Annotated in this window: 18 protein-coding genes; 10 read left to right on the plus strand and 8 right to left on the minus strand. The window is 57.4% G+C overall.

What is annotated here, in order from left to right:
- Nucleotides 1-313: 313 nt before the first annotated feature.
- Together M2401_RS02360 and M2401_RS02365 are read left to right on the plus strand one after the other, a co-directional pair.
- On the plus strand, nucleotides 314-1,198 hold the full coding sequence (locus tag M2401_RS02360; RefSeq protein ID WP_259099176.1) for a hypothetical protein: 885 nt from the start codon (nucleotides 314-316) through the stop codon (nucleotides 1,196-1,198).
- Between the two features lie 266 nt (nucleotides 1,199-1,464).
- A complete protein-coding gene (locus M2401_RS02365; RefSeq protein ID WP_259099180.1) occupies nucleotides 1,465-1,860 on the plus strand; it encodes a hypothetical protein in 396 nt (131 codons plus the stop codon).
- Nucleotides 1,861-1,891: 31 nt separating this feature from the next.
- Here the strand turns inward: M2401_RS02365 and M2401_RS02370 are convergent, their stop codons facing one another.
- The 3 genes from M2401_RS02370 to M2401_RS02380 form a co-directional block, all read right to left on the minus strand.
- Entirely contained in the window at nucleotides 1,892-3,010 is a 1,119-nt protein-coding gene (locus tag M2401_RS02370) for an HNH endonuclease signature motif containing protein (RefSeq protein WP_259099182.1), read from the minus strand.
- A gap of 165 nt (nucleotides 3,011-3,175) precedes the next feature.
- Complete coding sequence (locus M2401_RS02375; protein ID WP_259099185.1) at nucleotides 3,176-4,423, minus strand: ribonucleotide-diphosphate reductase subunit beta; 1,248 nt, start codon at nucleotides 4,421-4,423, stop codon at nucleotides 3,176-3,178.
- Between the two features lie 862 nt (nucleotides 4,424-5,285).
- A complete protein-coding gene (locus M2401_RS02380; protein ID WP_259099188.1) occupies nucleotides 5,286-8,198 on the minus strand; it encodes a ribonucleoside-diphosphate reductase subunit alpha in 2,913 nt (970 codons plus the stop codon).
- Nucleotides 8,199-8,943: 745 nt separating this feature from the next.
- Here M2401_RS02380 and M2401_RS02385 point away from each other — a divergent pair.
- Both M2401_RS02385 and M2401_RS02390 read left to right on the plus strand, forming a co-directional pair.
- Nucleotides 8,944-9,681 (plus strand): response regulator transcription factor, encoded by a 738-nt coding sequence (locus M2401_RS02385; RefSeq protein ID WP_259099189.1) that lies wholly within the window; start codon nucleotides 8,944-8,946, stop codon nucleotides 9,679-9,681.
- 3 nt (nucleotides 9,682-9,684) lie between these two features.
- Nucleotides 9,685-11,289: an ATP-binding protein gene (locus M2401_RS02390; protein ID WP_259099191.1), complete on the plus strand. Its 1,605-nt coding sequence runs from the start codon at nucleotides 9,685-9,687 to the stop codon at nucleotides 11,287-11,289.
- A gap of 168 nt (nucleotides 11,290-11,457) precedes the next feature.
- On the opposite strand, the gene M2401_RS02395 is transcribed toward M2401_RS02390, so the two are convergent.
- Both M2401_RS02395 and M2401_RS02400 read right to left on the minus strand, forming a co-directional pair.
- On the minus strand, nucleotides 11,458-12,183 hold the full coding sequence (locus M2401_RS02395) for a 4'-phosphopantetheinyl transferase (RefSeq protein ID WP_259099193.1): 726 nt from the start codon (nucleotides 12,181-12,183) through the stop codon (nucleotides 11,458-11,460).
- Nucleotides 12,184-12,396: 213 nt separating this feature from the next.
- A complete protein-coding gene (locus M2401_RS02400) occupies nucleotides 12,397-13,194 on the minus strand; it encodes a dienelactone hydrolase family protein (RefSeq protein ID WP_259099195.1) in 798 nt (265 codons plus the stop codon).
- A 194-nt stretch (nucleotides 13,195-13,388) separates the two neighbouring features.
- On the opposite strand from M2401_RS02400, the gene M2401_RS02405 reads away from it, so the two are divergent.
- The 3 genes from M2401_RS02405 to M2401_RS02415 all read left to right on the plus strand — a co-directional run bounded on the left by M2401_RS02405 (nucleotide 13,389) and on the right by M2401_RS02415 (nucleotide 16,118).
- Nucleotides 13,389-14,003, plus strand: a complete 615-nt coding sequence (locus M2401_RS02405; protein ID WP_259099197.1) for a hypothetical protein — start codon at nucleotides 13,389-13,391, stop codon at nucleotides 14,001-14,003.
- A gap of 94 nt (nucleotides 14,004-14,097) precedes the next feature.
- Nucleotides 14,098-14,775 carry a response regulator gene (locus M2401_RS02410; RefSeq protein ID WP_259099199.1) on the plus strand — a complete coding sequence of 226 codons (678 nt, stop codon included), beginning with the start codon at nucleotides 14,098-14,100 and terminating at the stop codon, nucleotides 14,773-14,775.
- A complete protein-coding gene (locus M2401_RS02415; protein WP_259099201.1) occupies nucleotides 14,772-16,118 on the plus strand; it encodes an ATP-binding protein in 1,347 nt (448 codons plus the stop codon). Before M2401_RS02410 ends, M2401_RS02415 begins: the two co-directional genes overlap by 4 nt.
- A 37-nt stretch (nucleotides 16,119-16,155) precedes the next feature.
- Here the strand turns inward: M2401_RS02415 and M2401_RS02420 are convergent, their stop codons facing one another.
- Nucleotides 16,156-16,458: a hypothetical protein gene (locus M2401_RS02420; protein WP_259099202.1), complete on the minus strand. Its 303-nt coding sequence runs from the start codon at nucleotides 16,456-16,458 to the stop codon at nucleotides 16,156-16,158.
- Between M2401_RS02420 and M2401_RS02425 the strand changes: the two genes are divergently transcribed.
- A complete protein-coding gene (locus M2401_RS02425) occupies nucleotides 16,457-17,773 on the plus strand; it encodes a dicarboxylate/amino acid:cation symporter (RefSeq protein WP_259099204.1) in 1,317 nt (438 codons plus the stop codon). The genes M2401_RS02420 and M2401_RS02425 overlap by 2 nt on opposite strands.
- Nucleotides 17,774-17,965: 192 nt before the next feature.
- Here M2401_RS02425 and M2401_RS02430 read toward each other — a convergent pair whose 3' ends face one another.
- Both M2401_RS02430 and M2401_RS02435 read right to left on the minus strand, forming a co-directional pair.
- Nucleotides 17,966-18,460, minus strand: a complete 495-nt coding sequence (locus M2401_RS02430) for a SprT family zinc-dependent metalloprotease (protein WP_259099205.1) — start codon at nucleotides 18,458-18,460, stop codon at nucleotides 17,966-17,968.
- A 113-nt stretch (nucleotides 18,461-18,573) separates the two neighbouring features.
- Nucleotides 18,574-19,176, minus strand: a complete 603-nt coding sequence (locus tag M2401_RS02435; protein WP_259099206.1) for a Yip1 family protein — start codon at nucleotides 19,174-19,176, stop codon at nucleotides 18,574-18,576.
- Nucleotides 19,177-19,477: 301 nt separating this feature from the next.
- Here M2401_RS02435 and ttcA point away from each other — a divergent pair, with 301 nt between their 5' ends.
- On the plus strand, nucleotides 19,478-20,302 hold the full coding sequence (gene ttcA / locus M2401_RS02440) for a tRNA 2-thiocytidine(32) synthetase TtcA (protein WP_259099207.1): 825 nt from the start codon (nucleotides 19,478-19,480) through the stop codon (nucleotides 20,300-20,302).
- Between the two features lie 241 nt (nucleotides 20,303-20,543).
- Nucleotides 20,544-21,548 carry an Ldh family oxidoreductase gene (locus tag M2401_RS02445; RefSeq protein WP_259099209.1) on the plus strand — a complete coding sequence of 335 codons (1,005 nt, stop codon included), beginning with the start codon at nucleotides 20,544-20,546 and terminating at the stop codon, nucleotides 21,546-21,548.
- Nucleotides 21,549-21,655 lie beyond the last annotated feature (107 nt).

Genomic DNA, 21,655 nt, shown 5'->3' on the forward strand with positions numbered 1-21,655 from the left:
TGCGGTTGTGATGCAAGAGTTTCGTTGTATTAGTGCATGGTGGGGCTACGTGACGAACCTAGGAGCTACGTGTACCGAGTAGGTCGTATGCCAGACCAAAAGCTGTGCAGGCTTTCGTGGACCAGCAGGTAGGAAACGTCTTTAAATCGCGCGCACTTAACGAAAAAGTTCCAAATTCTGAAATTTCAGGGTTAGGATTGGCCGCCCAACATGGAGCAATGGAATCACCATAGCGCCGTCTGGGCTTTTTCCCTTCACAAGGACACCGGCAGGTGTTTGAAGTCCGAATTCATTCAAAACCTAGAGTCAGCAGATGAGTAAGCACCCCAAGGACGAAAAGATTGAGACGATTTTTGCGATCTCCTACGATGCAGAGGGTGATTTAGCAAATCACACTATCGATGCTAGATCGCTTGGCAACGCGATTCTTGGGATGGATGAGCTCATCAAAGCAGCGGCAAAAATTGTCAGCAACGGTTCTTCAGAAGCCAATCTGAAGGTGCTGGCCCCCGCCCAGGAAGGCTCCTTGGAGGTGGTTTTTGCGATTTTTGCTGACCCATTGACTACAAAAGCTATCCTAACGGGTGTGGGGTTCGTCACCACTGGGGTTGCTGTAGGTTCGGCTACTGCGATCGAAGTGATCGAAAAGCTTAAAGATCGGAAAATCGATAAAATTACAGTAGATGTTACGACTAAAATTGCCACTTTGGATGTCGAGGGTGAAAAGATTGAGGTCCCTGAGAGGATAGCTCAATTGGTCACAGATAAAACCGTCCGTACGGCGCTTCACAAAGTGATCAAAGCACCGGTTGAGAATCTTGACGGTGCAAGGGTGAAGTTTTTGGGCGAAAATAATAAGGTCGAAGTAGAGATTCCATCTGAAAAGATAAAACTGTTCGAGCCAATAAAGGTTGGGTCTCTCGAAGAAGTTGAGATTCAAATTAGTCAGGTAATAGTAAAGTTTATTACGCTAAATTTCAAAGGTACTTCTGGTTGGCGTATCCAGACTCGAGAAGGGTTTGAGTGTGGCGTGAGTATTGAAGATCATGACTTTATGCAAAAAGTTGCCGCCAATGAAGAGGCTTTTCAGAAAGATAAGCTGTATGTCGTGAATCTTCAGCATGAGCAAACAAGAAGTCCTGGTAAGACAAGGAATGCGTATACGATAAAAAGGGTTGTCGAAGAGCTTGCTCCCTGAGAGGGATAGGTTATGTGGACGGAACAGGATATTTCTGAAGTGATATTGATGGGGGCTTTAATATTAAGTTCTCCATTAATATACAAATTTACAAGGAAGTTGATTGTCTATCTTTTTAATAGATTTATTCCTCGTGATGCTGTAATTGATTGTTTAGAGAATGGGAAGGTTGTTAGTTCTTACTATGTCAAGCGTGGGTTGTTTAGGCAGCCTGAGTATTACAAACTTGATATAGAGATAGCCTCTTCCGAGGAGCACCATGCAAGATGAAAGATAGTGTGACTTTTGCATCTGTTGTTGCAGTGGTTAATACCGTGATTTTGAACCTTTGCAAGCTGGTTTCGGCGAGCCCGGAAATTTTGCAGATAGGGACCAATATCGCACAAGTTCTATCGCCTTTTTTAGCCTTGTTGTTGATGAAGATTTATACAATGATAGATCATCCAGCGACATTGGTGCGAAAGGAAGCAGCACTAATATCGGCAATAAAAATTTGTAGAAAACATCTCAAAGATGAAGATGCACCTGAAGAGTTTAAGGCCAAAACCCGAATTCAGCTTTCTGATTTTATGTCACAACAACAAAAAATTCGAATTGAATACGAGGAAAATAATGCTTATAAGTCTAGTATGAATTCGAATAATGTTGAGTCGCAGGATTAGCTTTATAATCTATTTGTAAGTCAATTTTTAATTAGTTAAAGACTGTGATTTTTCTGTGATCAATCTCTTTTTTATAAATGGCTTCACGTAAAGATTCATTTTTTACATCCCCGTTTTCACCGTAATGAATCTCCTTGTGGCATGTAGGGCAGATAGCTCCTATATACTTCGGATGATCAAGTCCACCATCGGATAGCCTGTTAATATGGTGAGGTTCTAAGTAGGGGCGGCCTATGTTGGTAGTGAATGGTGCCGGCTGGTTGCAACTTTCGCAAATGCCTCCCGCCCTCATAAAAACGTAATCTTTGACTGCTTGGCTTCGAGCATAAACAGTGCGGGTTGCTGTTGAGGCTCCTTTGCTGGCAGAGGCGATCGTTGCTTCGTATGCACGACTTCTGAGTGTTTGAATATTTTTCTCTACGGTATCTAATGATAAGTCATCAGTTGGGCTTGTTTCGTGCAAAATAAGATCCGCTACGGGTACTAGATGAAATAGTACGATTTTTCTAATGTTTCCTTTTGCATCGGTCCCGTCTTTCCAGGAGAGATCAGCACACGCATACTCTCCCATATACTGCTGGCCTTTGCTTTTTCCCAATATTTTGAAAAGATGCAGTGCGCGGCCTGACTCAGCGTGTCTTTGAATTGCTAGATTCCCTTTGGTAAGTCTCATGTGGCCAATTCGCCCTTCGCCAGTGTATGAGTAAACTCCATGGGCTCCTTCTTCATCTATGTACCCGTATTGCTCTCCGGAGGCTCCAGCAAACAAGAAAATCGCAAGAGCTTGTTTGGATGGAGCTATACCGCTTTGGGTGCTTCCGCCAAATGGACCATTAATTTCGGTCTTACGGTCATAGATCTCACCTTTTATAAACACAAGCTTTGGCGCTTTTCGAAGATCAACCAGCTTAAATGCACGCGCGGTGAGGTATCCATTAGTAGGCTTGCCGCGAGTAAAGTCTCGCCCCGCAATATCGATAGCTAGGGATACAATTTTCTTTGCAGGATATAGCTTATTGCCAACACGAATTGCGAATGAATGTACTCCATTGGACTCCCAGTTGGCCCATTCAGGGTTCTCCCTAAGCTCTCCATCGAACATGCTCAGTGCTTGACCTAGCGCTTTTTTCTCACCTGCGGGGATTGCCACGCGATCGTCCTTGTAGGAAAAGTCTCCTGCAACTGTACGAATCGACGAGGTAAATGGCTAGTACTGACGTGTGTTTTGATGAAAATCTCTTGAGCAGTATTTTTGGCAATAAAAAAGGCCGCCTATCGGCGACCTCATTTGCAGCAAAAACTGGATGATTGTTGATCAATCCCAGCTCAACGCCCCCCCAGTCTGATACTCAATAACCCGCGTCTCAAAGAAATTCTTCTCTTTCTTCAAGTCCATGATCTCGCTCATCCATGGGAACGGGTTAGTCGTACCTGGGTACTCTTCCTTCAACCCAATCTGCGACAGGCGACGGTTGGCGATGAATTTGAGGTAGTCCTCCATCATCGCGGCGTTCATGCCCAGTACGCCGCGTGGCATGGTGTCGCGGGCGTATTCGATCTCGAGTTGGGTGCCTTGCAGAATCATCTGGCTGGCTTCTTCCTTCATTTCGGCGTCCCACAGGTGTGGGTTTTCGATTTTGATCTGGTTGATCACGTCGATGCCGAAGTTCAGGTGCATGGATTCGTCGCGCAGGATGTATTGGAACTGCTCGGCGACGCCGGTCATTTTGTTGCGGCGGCCCATGGAGAGGATCTGGGTGAAGCCGCAGTAGAAGAAGATGCCTTCCAGTACGCAGTAGTAGGCGATCAGGTTGCGCAGCAGTTCTTTGTCGGTTTCGACGGTGCCGGTTTCGAACTTCGGATCGGAGATCGAACGGGTGTATTTCAGGCCCCAGGCTGCCTTTTTCGCGACCGATGGGATCTCGTGGTACATGTTGAAGATTTCGCCTTCATCCATGGCCAGGGATTCGATGCAGTACTGGTAGGCGTGGGTGTGGATCGCTTCTTCGAAGGCCTGGCGCAGGATGTACTGGCGGCACTCCGGGTTGGTGATCAGGCGGTACACGGCCAGGACCAGGTTGTTGGCAACCAGGGAGTCGGCGGTGGAGAAGAAGCCCAGGTTGCGCATGACGATGCGGCGCTCGTCGTCGGTCAGGCCTTCGGGGTCTTTCCACAGGGCGATGTCGGCGGTCATGTTGACCTCTTGCGGCATCCAGTGGTTGGCGCAGCCGTCGAGGTATTTCTGCCAGGCCCAGTCGTACTTGAAAGGTACGAGCTGGTTGAGGTCGGCGCGGCAGTTGATCATGCGCTTTTCATCGACCGCGACACGGGCGCTGGCGCCTTCGAGTTCGGCCAGGCCTTCGGCGACGTCCAGGGCGTCCAGCGCTTTTTTCGCGCGGATCAGGGCGGCGGAGTCGTTGGCGGTGATGTTGCGAGCTTCCAGGGCCGCGGCGCCACCGGCGCTGTCGAGGCGGTCCATGTTGGCTTCGTTGGCGTGACCGGCGTTGGTTGCCTTGGCGACTACTTCGCCGTCTTCTTTATCGAATTCGTCCCAGCTCAGCATGGTGGAAGCTCCTGAATTTCAAAGGATGTAGTGCCCGCGTCGTATCGCTAACGTTGGCAACGGATTTCGAGATTTACTCGGGATCGACTGGCTTGTGGGGCTGCAGTTCGATCAACGGATTTGCCGCCGCGGCGCGGGGCCACACAGGCGAACAAAACGGGTAGTAGAGGTTGCTTTCAGGTAAGACAGCATTGCGTGTGCAAATGGTCATTTGAATACCCTGGAGCGAGCGCGGGATTATACAGATTTTGCCCGGCACTTGTTCATCCGTGACGACGTTTGAGGTGTGATTTTCGCTTTTTTCTCGGGTGTTTCGGGTGGTCATTCATGGTGCGTGGTGAATGGGCCAAAACGGAGCGAAAATCCCTTATCTGGTGTTTTTTTACATTTCGAAACGCAGGATATAGTGTGTGGCGGTTTGCGGCAATCGTTGTTGAAAGGGTTTTTGGATAAGGATTCTTGGCTTGATTCGGGTCAATTTTTCTCGGGGCAGCGGTTGTTGGGGGTTGTGGGGTTTTGGGTGTTTTATTTGGACCGGGTATGTAGGGGGATTGGTTTTGGCAGGCGACGAATGGTCGTGGGCGGTGTGAGGGTGCAGACGCTGCCGAAGGCTGCGAACGGTTGTGCCTGATACACCGCTTTCGCAGCCTTCGGCAGCTCCTGCAGGATCGGGTTTCAATTGGGTGGCTGCGGTGTGTTTGGGTGTGTGATTTTGCGAGTGCTGTGCACTCGATCGCCGCAAGCCGGCTCCCACGAAGGGATGAGTGTCAGCTCGGGGAAGGGAGGTTGCGGTTGAAGGCCCTTGCGGGCCTTTTCGCGGGCTGGCCTCGCTCCGGTGGGAGCGAGGTGGCCGGGGTGTTGCTTATTGGCAGGCTTCGCAATCCGGCTCGTCGATGGCGCAGGCTTTAGGCACTGGCGCTGGACCGGCCGGGGCGGCTTCGGTTGGGCGAGGGGCGGCGATTGCCGAGTCGTCCGGGCCGTGGCCACCGCTGGAAACGGCGTTGAGCTTGCCGGTGTTGATGGTCGATTTCTCGGTGCTGGTCGCGGCCAGGGCACGGAGGTAGTAAGTGGTTTTCAGACCACGGTACCAGGCCATGCGGTAGGTCACGTCCAGTTTCTTGCCCGAGGCGCCGGCGATGTACAGGTTCAGCGACTGAGCCTGGTCGATCCACTTCTGACGGCGGCTGGCGGCGTCGACGATCCACTTGGTGTCCACTTCGAAGGCAGTCGCGTAGAGCTCTTTGAGTTCCTGCGGGATGCGCTCGATCTGTTGTACCGAACCGTCGTAGTACTTGAGATCGTTGATCATGACCGAGTCCCACAGGCCGCGGGCCTTGAGGTCGCGGACCAGGTACGGGTTGATCACGGTGAATTCGCCCGAGAGGTTCGATTTCACGTACAGGTTCTGGTAGGTCGGTTCGATCGACTGGGATACGCCGGTGATGTTGGCGATGGTCGCGGTCGGTGCGATGGCCATGATGTTGGAGTTACGAATGCCTTTCTGTACGCGGGCACGAACCGGCGCCCAGTCCAGGGATTCGTTGAGGTCAACGTCGATGTACTTCTGGCCGCGCTGTTCGATCAGGATCTGTTGCGAATCCAGTGGCAGGATGCCTTTGGACCACAGCGAACCCTGGAACGTCTCGTAGGCGCCGCGCTCGTCGGCCAGGTCGCAGGAAGCCTGGATCGCGTAGTAGCTGACCGCTTCCATGGACTTGTCGGCGAACTCGACGGCTGCGTCGGAACCGTACGGGATGTGTTGCAGGTACAGCGCATCCTGGAAGCCCATGATGCCCAGGCCGACCGGACGGTGACGGAAGTTGGAGTTCTTCGCCTGCGGCACGGAGTAGTAGTTGATGTCGATAACGTTATCGAGCATGCGTACGGCTACGTCCACGGTGCGCTTGAGCTTGGCGGTGTCCAGCTTGCCGTCGACAATGTGGTTCGGCAGGTTGATCGAGCCCAGGTTGCAGACCGCGATCTCGTCCTTGTTGGTGTTCAGGGTGATCTCGGTGCACAGGTTCGAGCTGTGGACCACGCCTACGTGCTGCTGCGGGCTGCGCAGGTTGCACGGGTCTTTGAAGGTCAGCCATGGGTGGCCGGTTTCAAAGAGCATGGAGAGCATTTTGCGCCACAGGTCTTTGGCCTGGATGGTCTTGAACAGTTTGACCTTGCCTGGGTATTCGGTCAGCGCTTCGTAGTACTCGTAGCGCTCTTCGAAGGCCTTGCCGGTCAGGTCGTGCAGGTCCGGGACTTCCGATGGCGAGAACAGGGTCCACTTGCCGTCATCGAAGACGCGCTTCATGAACAGGTCAGGGATCCAGTTGGCGGTGTTCATGTCGTGGGTACGACGACGGTCATCACCGGTGTTCTTGCGCAGCTCGATGAACTCTTCGATGTCCATGTGCCAGGTTTCCAGGTAGGCACAGACAGCGCCCTTGCGCTTGCCACCCTGGTTGACGGCTACGGCGGTGTCGTTGACCACTTTCAGGAAAGGTACGACGCCCTGGGACTTGCCGTTGGTGCCCTTGATGTAGGAACCCAGCGCACGGACCGGAGTCCAGTCGTTGCCCAGGCCGCCTGCGAATTTGGACAGCATGGCGTTGTCGTGGATCGCGTGGTAGATGCCCGACAGGTCATCGGGCACTGTGGTCAGATAGCAGCTGGACAGCTGTGGACGCAGGGTACCGGCATTGAACAGCGTCGGCGTCGACGACATGTAGTCGAAGGACGACAGCAGGTTGTAGAACTCGATGGCGCGGTCTTCGCGCTGTTTCTCTTCGATCGCCAGGCCCATGGCCACGCGCATGAAGAAGATCTGCGGCAGTTCGAAACGGATACCATCCTTGTGGATGAAGTAGCGGTCGTACAGGGTCTGCAGGCCCAGATAGGTGAATTGCTGGTCGCGCTCGTGGTTGATCGCCTTGCCCAGTTTTTCCAGGTCAAAGGAGGCCAGCACAGGGTTCAGCAGTTCGAACTCGATACCCTTGGCGATGTAGGCAGGCAGGGCCTTGGCGTACAGGTCGGCCATTTCGTGGTGGGTGGCGCTTTCGGCGACACCGAGGAAACCCAGGCCTTCGGCGCGCAGGGTGTCCATCAGCAGGCGGGCGGTGACGAACGAGTAGTTCGGCTCGCGCTCGACCAGGGTACGGGCGGTCATCACCAGCGCGGTGTTGACGTCTTTCATCGCCACGCCGTCGTACAGGTTCTTCAGGGTTTCATTCTGGATCAGGTTGGCATCGACTTCGGCCAGGCCTTCGCAGGCTTCGGTGACGATGGTGTTCAGACGACCCATGTCCAGTGGAGCGGTGCTGCCGTCGGCGCGGGTGATGCGGATCGACGGGTGTGCCTGGACCGGTGCATCGGAACCACGCACGGCACGCTCCTTGGAGCGCTCGTTGCGGTAGATCACGTAGTCGCGAGCCACTTTTTGCTCGCCGGCGCGCATCAGCGCCAGTTCTACCTGATCCTGGATTTCTTCGATATGGATGGTGCCGCCCGATGGCATGCGACGCTTGAAGGTCGCGGTGACCTGTTCGGTCAGGCGGGCAACGGTATCGTGGATGCGCGACGAGGCGGCAGCGGTGCCGCCTTCAACTGCAAGAAACGCTTTGGTAATGGCGACGGTGATCTTGTCATCGGTGTAGGAAACAACAGTGCCATTACGCTTGATCACGCGCAGCTGGCCAGGAGCGGTTGCGGACAGGTCCTGCTGGGAGTCGCCTGTCTGCGGCGCGATGGCCTGCGGATTCTCGCGAGTTGTGTCTGTTTGCATGGGTGTCTCCACGTTCTCTATGTTTATTTGGGCACTGTGAGGGTGCCCACCGTTCCGTCTTGAGGCATTTGGCCGACAAACGTCGGCCAATAAGGACTTCAAAACGGACTCGAGGAAGGCTTTGAAGTCGAAGGAGTCCGGGTCAGCGCCCGGTGCTCGGAAATCTGTTACAGAATGCGATATTTATGTTGCAACACATGTACCGTTCCACCCGATGGTCTGGGGTAGCAACGTCGACCGTTCGCGCGAGCGGTTGGGCCACAAAACAGGGGTTTGGTTCAACCCCAAAGACGCAAGAAAAACCCTTGAGTTTTCCATTTGAAATGTGTTTGGCTTTTTGATCAAAACCCTACATGTAGGGTTTTTTCTGCGGCGGGCTACAAGATAATGCGTTTTGGACACCAATTGCAACGCATGACCTGTGGATAAAACTGTGTGTAATTTGTGTGTGAAACGTCCCGCTCGCGTGTAGGCCGCGTAACTACTGGCGTGGACCGTTGGTCATGGATTTTTACAGTCTTGTGTCGGGCCGGGGCGGACTTTTTGGGGCGGGATGCGGATCACAAAAAAATGGATCGGGATAGGGGAAAGTAGATCTGTTGGAGCGAGGCTTGCCCGCGAATACGATTCTCAATTTTGATTGTGTCACGGATGTAACGGCCTCTTCGCGGGCAAGCCTCGCTCCCACGGGGTCGATGCTTGTAGTGTGCTGCATTCATATAAGAACAACTAAAGGATGGCTCTAGTGGCAAACGAAACCTGGCAGGTGCTGATTGTCGAGGATGACCAGCGTCTGGCCGAGCTGACCCGCGATTACCTGGAGAACAACGGTCTCAAGGTGGCCATTGAGGGCAATGGCGCTCTGGCGGCCAAGCGTATTATCGATGAGCAGCCGGATCTGGTGATCCTCGACCTGATGCTGCCCGGCGAAGACGGCCTGAGCATCTGTCGTTCGGTGCGCTCGCGCTATGACGGGCAGATCCTCATGCTCACCGCGCGCACCGACGATAGCGACCAGATTCAGGGGCTGGACATTGGCGCCGACGATTTTGTCTGTAAGCCGGTGCATCCGCGAGTCTTGCTCGCACGCATCCACGCGTTGCTGCGCCGTAGCGAAACCCCGCAACCGCCGACTGCCGAGGCACGTCGTCTGGTGTTCGGGCCACTGGTGGTGGACAACGCCCTGCGCGAAGCCTGGCTCAGCGAGCAGAGCATCGAGCTGACCAGTGCTGAATTCGATTTGCTCTGGCTATTGGTCAGCAATGCCGGGCGGATTCTCTCTCGCGAGGAGATCTTCACTGCCTTGCGCGGCATCGGCTATGACGGTCAGGATCGCTCCATTGATGTCAGAATCTCGCGTATTCGCCCCCGGATCGGCGACGATCCCGAACATCCACGCCTGATCAAGACGGTGCGCAGCAAGGGCTATCTGTTTGTCCCGGAAGCAGCCCAGGACATGCCCGGTCTGAACCGGAGCCTCTGAGCCATGAATTCGATTTTCCTGCGCATCTATGGCGGCATGCTCGGCGTTCTGGTGCTGGTGGCGCTGCTCGGCGTGCTGACCCTGCACCTGCTCAATCAGGTGCGCAGCGACCAGTACCGTGAGCAACTGGCCCACGGCACCTTCACCCTGATGGCGGACAATCTGCAGCCTATGGATGCCATCGAGCGACGTCGCTCCATGGCCGTCTGGGAGCGCCTGCTGGGCATTCCCCTGGACCTGCAAACCCCCGATCAGGCGCAGCTAAGCAGCGGCACCCGCAGCCGCCTTAATCGCGGCCAGGTGGTGGTTGAGCAGCTTGGCCCGCATGCGGCCAAGGTCTATCGCCAGCTCAGCGAGCAGGAGCCGTTGCTGTTGACCGGTGAGGTGCGCCAGATCAGTGAGCAACTGGCCCGGGCGACTATTTACCTGCTGATTGATGAATTGGTGCGCTTCCCCGTACAGGAACAGCCGCAACGTCTGGAAATGCTGCGCATCAGCAAAGGTTTCGGCTTCGATCTACGTCTGGTCGCGCTGAAAAAGGCTGATATCGACGACGATCAGCGCCGCCGCATTGCCGAGGGCGATACGGTGATGGCCCTGGCCAAGGGCGGCGATTCGATCCGGGTTTTCGCCGGCATCGCCAACACGCCGTGGATGCTGGAAATCGGCCCGTTGTATCCGCTCAACCCTTATCCGCCGGAATTGCTGATTTTGATCGCCTTGGTTGGCCTGTGTTTTATCGGTCTGGTGGTTTATCTGCTGGTGCGGCGTCTCGAGCGTCGGGTGCAGACACTGGAAACCGCCGCGACCCAGATCGCCCAGGGCAGCCTGCAAACCCGCGTGCCGCAGACCGGTGCCGATTCAGTGGGGCGGCTGGCGGCGGCGTTCAATGGCATGGCTGAGCATTTGCAGCGTTCGCTGATGATCCAGCGCGAACTGGTGCGGGCGGTATCCCATGAGTTGCGCACGCCGGTGGCGCGCCTGCGCTTTGGCCTGGAGATGGTCAACGACGCAACCACCGCTGAGATGCGTCAGAAATATCTGTTGGGCATGGATCACGATATTCAGGACCTCGACAAGCTGGTCGACGAGATGCTGATTTACGCGCGCCTGGAGCAGGGCGCGCCGACCCTGAATTTCCAGCGGGTGAATCTGGAGCAGATGATCGATCAGGTGATCGCCGAGCTGGCGCCGCTGCGGGCGGCGGTTCAGGTCAGTCGGGGAATATGCCGGGTCGCCGAAGACTGTGACGGCGCCTGGGTCGAGGCCGAGCCGCGTTATCTGCATCGGGCGTTACAAAACTTGATCAGCAACGCCATGCGCCATGCTGAATCGCGGGTGCTGGTCAGTTTCGAGGTGGACGCCCAGCGTTGTCGCATCGATATCGAAGATGACGGCCCCGGTATTCCCGAAAGCGCCTGGGAACGGCTTTTCACGCCGTTCATGCGCCTGGACGACAGCCGCACACGGGCGTCGGGCGGGCATGGATTGGGGCTATCGATTGTGCGGCGGATTATCAACTGGCATGGCGGCCGCGCATTGATTGCTGATAGCGAAGTGCTGGGCGGGGCGTGTTTCAGTTTGGCGTGGCCGAGTCGGCAGGGGTAGTGGTGAGCTTGCGCCGTGCACGGTTGCTATCAAACTACATACAACAGGCTGAATTGAAATACGATTTCCGTAGGACCGGCTTTAGCCGGGAGAGCGTCATCGGCTTCAAAGGCGTCCTTCCGGCTAAAGCCGGTCCTACAGGACTGCATTGCAAATGATTAGCCCGGATCAGGCGCTGATAGTGACAAGGCTGAGCAACTGCCCATCCCGCACACTGAACTGCCCCTCCAGCTCCTTGCCTTGATGCCATTCACCGGACAAATCCATCAGTAAGCGTAAACGCGCATGGCCGTCGGCGGACCATTCAACCAGTTGTGCATCTTCAAAGTAGAAGCGCTTGTGCACCAGCGGGTAGAGCGCCTTGAACAGCGCTTCCTTGATCGAGAAGGTCAGGGTCACGCGCAGGGCGTGCTGATCGGCAGGCTCAGTGGCCATCTGCGTTAGCTCATCGGCGGTGAGGATCTCCCCGGCCAGACGCGCGGCGCGTTCATGGCTCAGCAGGTGTTCGGCATCCAGGCCCAGGCCACGCCAGTGCTGGCGCGAGGCGACGATGGCGGCGGCCCAGCCTTGGCTGTGGGTGATCGAACCGCACAAGTCGTTTGGCCATACCGGCGCGCGGTCTTCGCCCAGTTCCGGCACGCACAGGCGGCCATCCAGCTGACGCATGGCTTCCCGGGCACAGAGCCGTCCGGCGAGGAACTCGGTCTGGCGCTTGGCCACCGAGCGCTGAATGCTCGCCGGGGGCGCAATGGCGCAGTGCTGGAAGTCGCCGGGCTGCAGTTGCTGCGGGTCGAACGGGCTGCTGACCAGCACCACATCCGCCAGGGGTTGCGGCAGGGGCCAGTGGCGGCTGAGGGTCGGGCAGCAGGCGGGCAGGGGCGTCGATGGGTTCATGGACGGCATTTTGCCGGGGGATGGGGGCGGAGGGAAGCCTGGCAGGTATAGCAGGCAAGCACGAATCAAGGTGGGAGCGAATTCATTCGCGAAAGAGCCGGGACAGCCGATACATTTTCATCGCCTGTCTCTACGCTTTCGCGAATGAATTCGCTCCCACACGGTGGTCACCCCATCAGCTCCCACAGAGTTCGCCAATAACTGGAGCTCCAGTTATTGGTCGGCAAATACCTGGGCAAGAAAGGTTTTCATATTCGCCCAGGACATCTCGTCAGCCTGCTTGCTATAGCCAATATCCGGGCCGCCATGCTCGCCGTGGCTCAGGCGGTCGGCGTCGGGATTGGTGAAACCGTGCTTGGCACCGTCGAAGGTGTCGATGGTGTAGCTGGCCTGGGCGTTGTCCATTTCACTGCGGAACGCCTGCACTACGGCGGGGGTGACCATGCTGTCCTTGCTGCCGTGCTCGACTAGGATCGGCGCCTTGATGCTGTTCGGCATCGTGGTTGGCCGTGGATTGAGCGCGCCATGGAAACTCACCACGCCAGCGAGGGGATCGCCACGGCGCGCGGCATCCAGGACCACGCCGCCGCCGAAGCAGTAGCCGATGGCGGCGATTTTATAGGGGTTGGTTTGCGGCTGGCGCTTGAGCAGGGTCACGCCCGCTTCGAAGCGCTGGGCCGAGGCCGCGCTGTTGGCGGTGGCGGCTTTCATGAAGGACAGGGCGTCGGCCGGGTGCTCGGTATTTTTGCCTTCGCCATACATATCGATGGCCAGAGCGCTGTAGCCCAGAGCAGCGAGGTCACGGGCGCGCTTCTTGGCGTAGTCGTTCAGCCCCCACCATTCGTGTACCACGATGACGCCAGGGCGGATGCCGATAATGGCGTCGTCATAGGCGTAGTACCCCACCAGTGGCGTGCCGTCGGCGCTTTGATAGTTGAACACCTGAGTCTTGATTTCGGCCTGGGCCAGACTTGCCAGGCCCATCATCATTACTGCGATCCAGAAACGCATGGTCAGCTCCTTCTTAAATCGAATGCTGCATCGGGGGTAGATGACGAAGAGTAGTTCAGCGATGGTGTCAATGTGACTGCTTTGCCGGGTTATTCGTTCAGTGCAGGTTCAGAGGGTGTTCAGGGTGGGTTCAGGGCTGCGCGAATAGTCTTTGCTGCGTACTCACAACGCGCTTGGCGCATAAGGACATCACCATGCACGCACTCAACAAGACTCTTCTGGCACTGGCTTTCCTGGGTAGCAGCACCGCGTTGCAAGCCAACGACAGTGTTCGCAATTTCGCCAGCGTCACCCTGGGCAATACCAGCGACAAGATCCAGCACTCTCGTGCGCTCAACGACAACCTCAATCGCCCCAACACCGATGGCATCATCGGCAAGGACACCACCTGGGGCGTGCGCCTGGGTCAGCAGACCAACGCCAACCGTTACTACGCCACTTACGACAATGTGTCCGGCTCCCACAACGGCCTCAAGCTGCGCCACGAAAACCTGCTGGGTAGCTACGACATGTTCGTGCCGGTGGGCTGGAGCGGTAACACTCAGTTGTTTGGCGGCGGCACCTTGGGCATGACCAAGTTGAGTCATGAATCCTCCGGCATGAGCCGTGGCACTGACTGGGGTTATGCCTACGGTGCACAGGCGGGTGTCATGCATAACCTTTCACAAAGCACCTCGATGGAACTTGGCTACCGTTATCTGCGGGGCAATGCCGGCCATGAGGTTTCCAGCCATGGCGGCCCGAAGCAGGGTTCGTTGAGCTTGAACAGCAGCGCCCAGACCTACCTGGCGGCCAACTTCCTGTTCTGACCATTTTTGCAGTACTTGTGGCCGGGCCTGAACCTCAGGTCTGGCTTTGTTGTTAATCTGTTGCAGCGGGGCGCTGTTTGCCTGGGAGAGCGACATGAAATTGTTGGTGGTTGAAGATGAGGCGCTATTGCGTCATCACTTACAAACCCGACTGCGGGAAAGCGGCCATGTGGTCGAGGCCGTTGGCAATGCCGATGAAGCCTTGTATCAGGTCGGGCAATTCAATCACGATCTGGCAGTCATCGATCTGGGGCTGCCGGGCATGGGCGGACTGGATCTGATTCGTCGCCTGCGTGCGGATGGCAAAACCTTCCCCATCCTGATTCTCACCGCGCGGGGCAATTGGCAGGACAAGGTCGAAGGCCTGGCTGCCGGCGCTGACGACTATGTGGTCAAGCCATTCCAGTTTGAAGAACTGGAAGCGCGGCTCAATGCGCTATTGCGCCGTTCCAGTGGGTTTACCCAGTCGACGATCGTTGCCGGTCCCTTGCTGCTGGACCTGAACCGCAAGCAGGCCGCACTCGATGAACAGCCTCTGGCGCTGACGGCCTATGAATATCGGATTCTCGAATACCTCATGCGCCATCACCAGCAGGTGGTGCCCAAGGAACGCCTGATGGAGCAGCTCTACCCCGACGATGACGAGCGTGATCCGAACGTGATCGAAGTACTGGTCGGGCGGCTGCGACGCAAGCTCGAAGGCCAGTCGGGCTTCAAACCCATCGATACGGTGCGCGGCCTGGGCTATCTGTTTACCGAGCGCTGTACATGATTCGTTCGCTGCGCCTGCGCCTGATGCTGGCTGCCGCGATCCTGGCAGTGATCTTCATGCTGATGCTGCTCCCGGCCTTGCAGGGAACCTTCAGCCTGGCGCTACGCAGCTCCATTGAACAACGCCTGGCCTCGGATGTGACTACGTTGATTTCGGCGGCGCGCATCGAAGATGATCACCTGTTGATGCCGACGGTGTTGCCCGGCGAGCAGTTCAATCTGCCGGGCAGCCGTTTGATTGGCTACATCTATGATCGCCAGGGGCACCTGGTCTGGCGTTCCCGAGCTGCGGAGGCCGAAGATATCAACTACGTGCCGCGCTATGACGGCAAGGGCGATGAGTTCAGCAAGCTGCGCGATATCAATGGCGAGGAGTTTTTCGTCAACGATGTCGAGATCCAGTTGCTCGGTGGACGCAATGCGGCGTTCAGCATCGTCTCGCTGCTGCCGGTGCGCGAGTATCAAGAAACCATTTCCGATCTACGCCGCAAGCTCTATCTGGGCTTCGGCGGCGCGCTATTGGCGCTGATGGCGCTGCTTTGGCTCGGCATGACCTGGGGCCTGCGTGCCCTGCGTGGCTTGAGCCAGGAACTGGACGAGGTGGAGGCGGGCAATCGTGACGGCCTCAGCGAGCAGCACCCCAGCGAATTGCTGCGCCTGACCGGTTCGCTGAACCGCTTGCTGTCCAGCGAGCGTGAGCAACGTATCCGCTATCGCGACTCTTTGGGCGACCTGGCCCACAGCCTGAAGACGCCCCTGGCGGTATTGCAAGGTGTCAGCGAGACCATCGCCAAACGCCCCGAAGATATGGAGCAGGCGCGGGTCCTGCAGACGCAGATCGAGCGCATGAGCCAGCAGATCGGTTATCAGTTGCAGCGTGCCAGCCTGCGCAAGAGTGGCCTGGTCCGTCATCACGTAGCCCTGCGCCCGGTGGTGGAAAGCCTGTGCAACACCCTCGACAAGGTCTACCGCGACAAGCAGGTCAAGGTCAGCCTGGACCTGCCCGAGCAAAGCATGGTGGCCATGGAAGAGGGCGCCTTACTGGAAATGCTCGGCAATTTGCTGGAAAACGCCTATCGCCTGTGCCTCAGCGAAGTCCGCGTCACCCAGCGTTCTTCGCGCCTGGGTGACGAGCTCTGCATCGAGGACGACGGCCCCGGCGTACCCCAGAGCCAGCGGGCACGCATTCTCGAACGTGGCGAGCGACTGGATCGCCAGCATCCCGGCCAAGGCATCGGCCTGGCGGTGGTCAAGGACATCATCGAAAGCTATGGCGCGCGCCTGACCCTGGGTGACTCGGAACTGGGGGGCGCGGCGTTTCGCATTCATTTCCTCGCGGCCTGATCTGCGGGCCATCATTTTTCCCTCATTGTGCTATCACTTAATGATCCCCATTGGTCCGGGCGGCGGCGGATACCCGCCAACGTCCGGGCTTTTTTTTCGGGATCAGGCGGAAAACCGCCACATGCTCAAGCGGCTTATTCAGGCTTTTTCGCCGCACAGCTCCGGATTCAGGGGTGTACAGGGTTTTTTCGAGAACTGGCACGCGCCTTGCGATAACAGAGCCAGGACTGCCCAGCGCAGCTCGACAAAACAAATCCCTCCAGTGCAGGAGGGTTAGCGCCACAGGTATCGCGAGCGTCAGATGATGATGCACGACGCTGCCCTTGAGGATCATTGCCATGACGACTCGTCAGCCCTTGTACAAATCCCTGTATTTCCAGGTCATCGTTGCCATTGTGATCGGCATTCTGCTGGGTCACTTCTATCCGCAGACCGGTGTTGCTCTCAAGCCACTGGGTGACGGCTTCATCAAACTGATCAAAATGGTCATCGCGCCGATCATCTTCTGTACGGTCGTCAGCGGCATTGCCGGCATGCAGAGCATGAAGTCGGTGGGCAAGACCGGCGGTTACGCGCTGCTCTACTTCGAAATCGTTTCCACCCTGGCCCTGCTGATCGGTCTGGTTGTGGTCAACGTCGTGCAACCGGGTAACGGCATGCACATCGACGTGGCGACCCTGGACGCTTCGAAAGTCGCTGCCTACGTCACCGCAGGTAAAGATCAAAGCGTTATCGGCTTCATCCTGAACGTCATTCCGAACACCATCGTCGGCGCCTTCGCCAACGGCGATATCCTGCAAGTGCTGATGTTCTCGGTGATCTTCGGTTTCGCCCTGCATCGCCTGGGTGCCTACGGCAAGCCGATCCTGGACTTCATCGATCGCTTCGCCCATGTGATGTTCAACATCATCAACATGATCATGAAGCTCGCGCCACTGGGTGCACTGGGCGCCATGGCGTTCACCATCGGCGCCTACGGCGTCGGTTCGCTGGTGCAACTGGGCCAGTTGATGCTGTGCTTCTACATCACCTGCGTACTGTTCGTGCTGGTCGTACTGGGTGCCATCGCCCGCGCTCACGGCTTCAGCGTCCTGCGTCTGGTTCGCTACATCCGTGAAGAACTGCTGATCGTACTGGGTACTTCCTCGTCGGAATCGGCCCTGCCACGCATGCTGGTGAAAATGGAGCGTCTGGGTGCGAAGAAGTCGGTTGTCGGTCTGGTCATTCCTACCGGCTACTCGTTCAACCTCGACGGTACTTCGATCTACCTGACCATGGCGGCCGTGTTCATTGCCCAGGCAACTGACACCCACATGGACATCACTCACCAGATCACCCTGTTGCTGGTGCTGCTGCTGTCCTCCAAAGGCGCTGCAGGCGTGACCGGTAGCGGCTTCATCGTCCTGGCTGCGACCCTGTCCGCTGTCGGCCACCTGCCGGTTGCCGGTCTGGCGCTGATCCTGGGTATCGACCGCTTCATGTCCGAAGCCCGCGCCCTGACCAACCTGGTCGGTAACGCCGTTGCAACTCTGGTTGTGGCCAAGTGGGTTGGCGAGCTGGACAGCGACAAGATGACTGCCGAGCTGGCCTCTGGTGGCACTCCCATCACCACTCTGGGTCCTCAAGACGACCTGGGTGTTGCCGAGAAGGCCTAAGCCTTAGCCCAAGCGTCACCCGACACCCCGCCAGAGCGCTGCTCTGGCGGGGTGTTTTGTTTTGCGCGAAGAATGACCAAAACTTGTGGGAGCGAGGCTTGCCCGCGAAGGCGAAATGTCAGACACAGAAGCTATATCGAATGTACCGGCCTCTTCGCGGGCAAGCCTCGCTCCCACGCTACAGAGAGTCGATCATTCCACCCGAACTTCCCCGCTGAATACCAGCGTCTCGCGACAGCGTCGGCACAGATACCGCCGCCCCTTGCGCACCAGTTGGTGACGTTGGGCGGAGAAGGGGAAATCGCTGTTGGCGCAGGGGCAGCGGTAGATGTAGCGGGTCACGCTGCGACGCTTCACTTCATAGGTATGGCAGCGGTTGGGCGGCAGCTCGTAGACGCCGCGCATGATCAGTTGCCATTCCTCGCCATGGGGCTGAATGCTGCCGCCGAACAGTTGATGGGCGACGAGGTGCGCGACTTCGTGGGCCACGGTCTGGCGCAGGAAGTCTTCGCTGTTTTCCCGGTACAGCTGCGGATTGAAGCGCAGCAGGTTTTCGTGCAGGTGTGCGACGCCCGCCTTCTGCCCGCGCAGCTTGAGGCTGACGACGGGGCGTTTGAAGGGGCGTTTGAAAAAGGCTTCGGCTTGCTGATAACAGCTTTCGACGCGGGCGTTGATGTGCTCGGGCATGCTTGCTGGCTCTCCAGAGGCGCCAAGTATGCCGTAGTGAGGGCGTATTCCGAAAACTCAAGCCGATACACGGAAGGGGCCGCTGTCGATAGCGGCGGCCCGACCGCTGGTATTTAGTTGGTGTACTCGGGGCCGACACCGATGCCCCAGAGCACGACGGTAAAGGCCATGATCGCTACCAGTACCACCAGGCCGACTGCCAGTACGGAGCTGGAAAACATGAACCCTTCGTCCGCATGGATATTCATGAAGGTCGGCAGCCCGACATACAGCAGGTAGACCGTGTAGCAAATGGCCGCCGTGCCCACCACCAGGCCCAGCCACATATGCGGATACAACGCCGCGAGCCCGCCGATGAACAGCGGGGTGGCGGTGTAGGTAGCGAAGGCAATGCAGCGGGCCATGCTGGGGGTGGCGTCGTAAGTGCGGGCCATCCAGTGGATAAAACCGCCCATGACGCCTACGCCGATCAGCATGGAGACATAGGACATGACCGCCATCCAGATGGCGCTGCCGTGGGTCAGCATCACCGGGGCGCGATCACCGATCACCCAGCCGACCTGGGTGGTGCCGATATAGGCGGCAACCGCCGGAATCGCTGCCAGGATCAGGGTGTGGGTCAGATACATGTGGCCGATGCTTTCTTCCTTCTCTTCGCGGATCTGATGCCACTCTTGATCGGGGTGAGTGAACAGACCCCAGACGTGATTGATCATGGCGTTGACTCCTTTTATCTCGGTTAGGCGCTATGCCCTCGCGTAGCCATTGGCCTTGCGCGGCACAGCCACAGCCTCGATTGCGCTCTCTATGACAAGGTTGCGACCTTATCGAGTATAGGAAGTCAGACCGTCGTAAAACCGGCATGCTTAGAGTGTTTGGCGATGTAAGACGGCGCGCTCATAGCCTCTGGATCATAAAATGACCGTTCAGACCCTTGGACGCGCGGTTATCCTCGCTGCAGGTTTATGCGTAAAATACCGGCCTTTTCCCGAGTCACCGCTAGCGGATATCAGCGCCATGGGCACCCTCTCAGTCAATCAGAACAAACTGCAAAAACGCCTGCGTCGGCTGGCCGGCGAGGCCGTCAGCGATTTCAACATGATTGAAGAGGGCGACAAGGTCATGGTCTGCCTGTCCGGCGGCAAGGACAGCTACACCATGCTCGACGTGCTGATGCACCTGCAGAAGGTCGCGCCGGTCAAGTTCGACATCGTTGCCGTGAATATGGACCAGAAGCAGCCCGGCTTCCCCGAGCATGTGCTGCCGGCCTATCTGGAAACCCTTGGCATCGAGTACCACATCGTCGAGAAGGACACTTACTCGGTGGTCAAGGAGCTGATCCCGGAAGGCAAGACCACCTGCTCGCTGTGCTCGCGCCTGCGTCGCGGCACGCTCTACACCTTCGCCGATGAAATCGGCGCGACCAAGATGGCCCTGGGGCATCACCGCGACGATATCGTCGAGACCTTCTTTCTCAATATGTTCTTCAACGGCTCGCTCAAGGCCATGCCTCCCAAGCTGCGCGCTGATGACGGCCGTAACGTGGTAATCCGCCCCCTGGCTTACTGTCATGAGAAGGACATCCAGGCCTATTCGGACATGAAGGGTTTCCCGATCATCCCGTGCAACCTCTGCGGCTCCCAGGAAAACCTGCAACGTCAGGTGGTCAAGGACATGCTTCAGGACTGGGAGCGCAAGACCCCGGGCCGTACCGAAAGCATCTTCCGCGCCCTGCAGAACGTGCAACCGTCGCAACTGGCCGACCGTAACCTGTTCGACTTCACCAATCTGCGCATCGACGAGACTGCGGCGTCGCGGTTCGTCAATGTGGTGAATATCTAACGTCTTCCCGGCTGGTTGGAATGACCAAACATGTGGGACCGGCTTTAGCCGGGAAGGCGATATGACCGGCGATAGAGGTCTATCGACTGCACCGGCCCCTTCCCGGCTAAAGCCGGTCCCACAATTCGCTATGCGCTACATGGCTATGCCGAATTCGTCATCCTAAAAGACGATTGCCGACAAGAACCCCCCGCCATAACAGGCCACCCTTGGCTTTTGCCATAAGCCAAGGGGTTGCGCCGTGATTGCTCTGACACTGGATGAAACAAGAACGCTGGCCGAGTCGATTCTGCGCCACAACGGCTTCAGCGAACCCCATGTAAAGGCGGTGGCCGAGGTGGTCTGGGCGGGGGAGCGCGATGAATGTGCGTCCCATGGCCTGTGGCGTCTGCTCGGCTGCATCGCGACCTTGCGCAACGGTAAAGTGGTGGCGGATGCCGAGCCCGAGCTGATTGATCAGGCTCCGGCTATTGTCCGGGTGGACGCCAAGGGTGGTTTCTCCCAGCGTGCTTTCCAGATGGGCACGCCGGTATTGGTGGAAAAAGCTCGAAACAGTGGGATTGCCGCCATGGCGATCAACCATTGCGTGCACTTTTCGGCGCTGTGGAGTGAGATCGAGGTGCTCACCGAAGCCGGGTTGGTCGCGATGGCTTTTACGCCGAGTCATTCCTGGGTCGCTCCGGCAGGCGGCAGCAAGCCGCTGTTCGGCACCAACCCCATCGCCTTCGGCTGGCCCCGTGTGGGCAAGCCGCCGTTTATCTTCGACTTCGCCACCAGTGCCGTGGCTCGAGGCGAAATCCAGCTGCATGAACGCGCGGGCAAGGCAATCCCGCTGGGTTGGGGGATCGACGCCGACGGCCAGCCGAGCACCGACCCCAGCGCCGTACTCAATGGCGCCATGCTGACCTTTGGCGGGCACAAGGGCTCCGCGTTGTCGGCCATGGTCGAGTTGATTGCCGGGCCATTGATTGGCGACCTGACCAGTGTCGAATCCCAGCAATACGATGCCGGCAGCAAATCGTCGCCGTATCACGGTGAGCTGATCATTGCGCTTGATCCCAAGCGTTTTCTTGGCGATGCCGTGGATCACCACCTGGCGCGGGCGGAAAGTCTGTTCGAGGGGATTCAGGGCCAGGGCGCACGGCTGCCGTCGCAACGGCGCTACGACGCGCGGGAAAGGAGCCTCAGGGATGGGGTGAAGATCACCGAGAAGCTGTATGAGGATTTGCAGGCGCTGCTGGTCTGAATGTGGGAGCGGATTCATCCGCGAAGACGGCATTCCAGACGATAGATCAGTATCGAATGTACCAGCCTATTCGCGGATAAATCCGCTCCCACAGGTTTGAGTAAGTC

It is taken from the genome of Pseudomonas sp. JUb42 (genome assembly GCF_024807945.1).
Taxonomy (GTDB): Bacteria; Pseudomonadota; Gammaproteobacteria; order Pseudomonadales; family Pseudomonadaceae; genus Aquipseudomonas.